We start from the raw sequence: 1,662 nt of genomic DNA on the forward strand, positions 1-1,662 counted from the left end.
AAGGCCCGAAAAAAGCCTGCCCGTTCTACTACCAACTCGACCACCTCGGCACCCCACAGGAACTCACCGACTACAGCGGCGAAATCGTCTGGTCCGCGCAATACGACGCCTACGGCAAAGTCGCCGCCGTCACCCTCGCTGGCGAGGATTACCTCGACCAACCGCTGCGGTTTCAGGGGCAGTATTTCGATGTTGAAAGCGGCCTGCATTACAACCGCCATCGGTATTACGACCCGAGATTGGGGCGGTATCTGACGCCGGACCCGGTGAAGCTCGCGGGTGGGTTGAACCAGTACCAGTACGTGCCGAATCCGACGGGGTGGGTGGATCCGTTGGGGTTGACGTCCAATTGCCCACCGCCGAATAAGCCTGGGTGTGAGGTTCCGGGGGCAAGTGATGGGGTTAAGGTTGATGATGGGGAGCCGGATGTACCGGGATTGATCCACGGTGTGGACGCAAGATCTTTGAAGCGAACGCACGCAATCTCGGGGAAAAAATCAACTAAATCGGTTGAAGCAATGGCGAGCAACATGCGCAGCGGCGGATATAATATTCGCTTCCCCATCCATGTGGCTGAGCATGAAGGTACGCTATATATTTTAGATGGGCATCATCGTGCAGCGGCTGCGAGACAAACAGCAACGCCAATAATCATGAAACTGATCACAAATATAAAAGAACATAAAAGTAATTTTGAAACGATAGAAGACGTAATTGAGTCTGCTGAAAATGTTGGGTTTGATCGACTGGAGCCTCAGCGAAGACGATGAATGACTATAACGATACAACGCTCGAAGATCTCATCAAAGACTTTCTTAGTAAAGTGCAAAAAGGAACAACGCTATTACAAGAAAAATTTGGCACTCGAAACATCCTAAGACTTTGGAGGAGCGGCCAAATAGAACGTTGCGGAGAAGTCAACGATGGCGTCGAATATGAATTACATGGCATAGGCTGTGCTATTCATTTTCCCAATGAATCAGTGGATTTCGATTACGGCTCGAATAACAGGATCGATGGTTTTGACGAGTGGCGCCTTTACATGTACGCGACGGACCGGCCTTTAAAATATAAAAAATACACTGACATGAAATTTCTTGAGAGTGAGTTCAAGACCTATATAGATGCAGGCAGAATCGAAAAAATGTCGCCCTCCGATGACCTCTATGTATTTATCGACTCAACCGAAAATGACTGAACAAAGATACGTGGGGGCCTGATAGCTCAGGCCCTTTAAATCAGTATTCAAAATCTCATTCATCACGAACATTCTCACTGCTCATCCCCATCCTCCTCATACTCCATATCCGCCTCATCCGCATCATTCAACGGCACCGGCGCATCATCCGTCACCGCTCCAGGATCTTCACTGCCCGGATCATTGATAAACGGCAGCCCGTTCGGGCCCTTCTCTTCTTTGCCTTCGGTTTCAGGAGTCATGGCGAACCTCGTGATCTATGGGGTGTATGAAGTTCGAAAAGCCCTACGGCCAATCGTTCCTCTTTCTGACTGCCAGACACGAAAAACCCGGCGCCAGCAGACTGTGTGAAAACGCACTGACGGCGGTTCCAGCAAACGCCCCGACTTGTTCGGGGCGTTTGCTTTTGTGCTCACAGCAGACGAAAAAAGGCGTTTCAGCCCATCAGCGCCATCATCTGGCGC

Annotated in this window: 4 protein-coding genes; 3 read left to right on the forward strand and 1 reads right to left on the reverse strand. The window is 50.4% G+C overall.

Annotated features, from left to right (window positions below; all coding sequences use genetic code 11):
• Both QMX86_RS27995 and QMX86_RS28000 read left to right on the forward strand, forming a co-directional pair.
• Positions 1-770 (forward strand): RHS repeat-associated core domain-containing protein (locus QMX86_RS27995; protein ID WP_282387935.1); only part of this gene is annotated, 770 nt, incomplete at its 5' end.
• Positions 767-1,198, forward strand: a complete 432-nt coding sequence (locus QMX86_RS28000) for a hypothetical protein (RefSeq protein ID WP_264364807.1) — start codon at positions 767-769, stop codon at positions 1,196-1,198. The genes QMX86_RS27995 and QMX86_RS28000, both read left to right, overlap by 4 nt.
• Before the next feature lie 74 nt (positions 1,199-1,272).
• Here QMX86_RS28000 and QMX86_RS28005 read toward each other — a convergent pair whose 3' ends face one another.
• The gene (locus tag QMX86_RS28005) at positions 1,273-1,440 is read right to left on the reverse strand and encodes a hypothetical protein (protein ID WP_282387937.1); all 168 of its coding nucleotides are present in this window, start codon (positions 1,438-1,440) and stop codon (positions 1,273-1,275) included.
• A gap of 26 nt (positions 1,441-1,466) precedes the next feature.
• Between QMX86_RS28005 and QMX86_RS28010 the strand changes: the two genes are divergently transcribed.
• On the forward strand, positions 1,467-1,662 hold a 196-nt coding region (locus QMX86_RS28010), incomplete at its 3' end, for a hypothetical protein (protein ID WP_282387939.1).

The sequence above is a fragment of the Pseudomonas sp. PS01270 genome (assembly GCF_029959775.1).
Taxonomy (GTDB): domain Bacteria; phylum Pseudomonadota; class Gammaproteobacteria; order Pseudomonadales; family Pseudomonadaceae; genus Aquipseudomonas; species Aquipseudomonas atacamensis.

What these genes read in the sequence shown, in the direction of transcription:
- QMX86_RS28000 (WP_264364807.1), top strand. Translation starts at nt 767, where the DNA reads ATGAATGACTATAACGATACAACGCTCGAAGATCTCATCAAAGACTTT.
- QMX86_RS28005 (WP_282387937.1), bottom strand. Translation starts at nt 1,440, where the DNA reads ATGACTCCTGAAACCGAAGGCAAAGAAGAGAAGGGCCCGAACGGGCTG.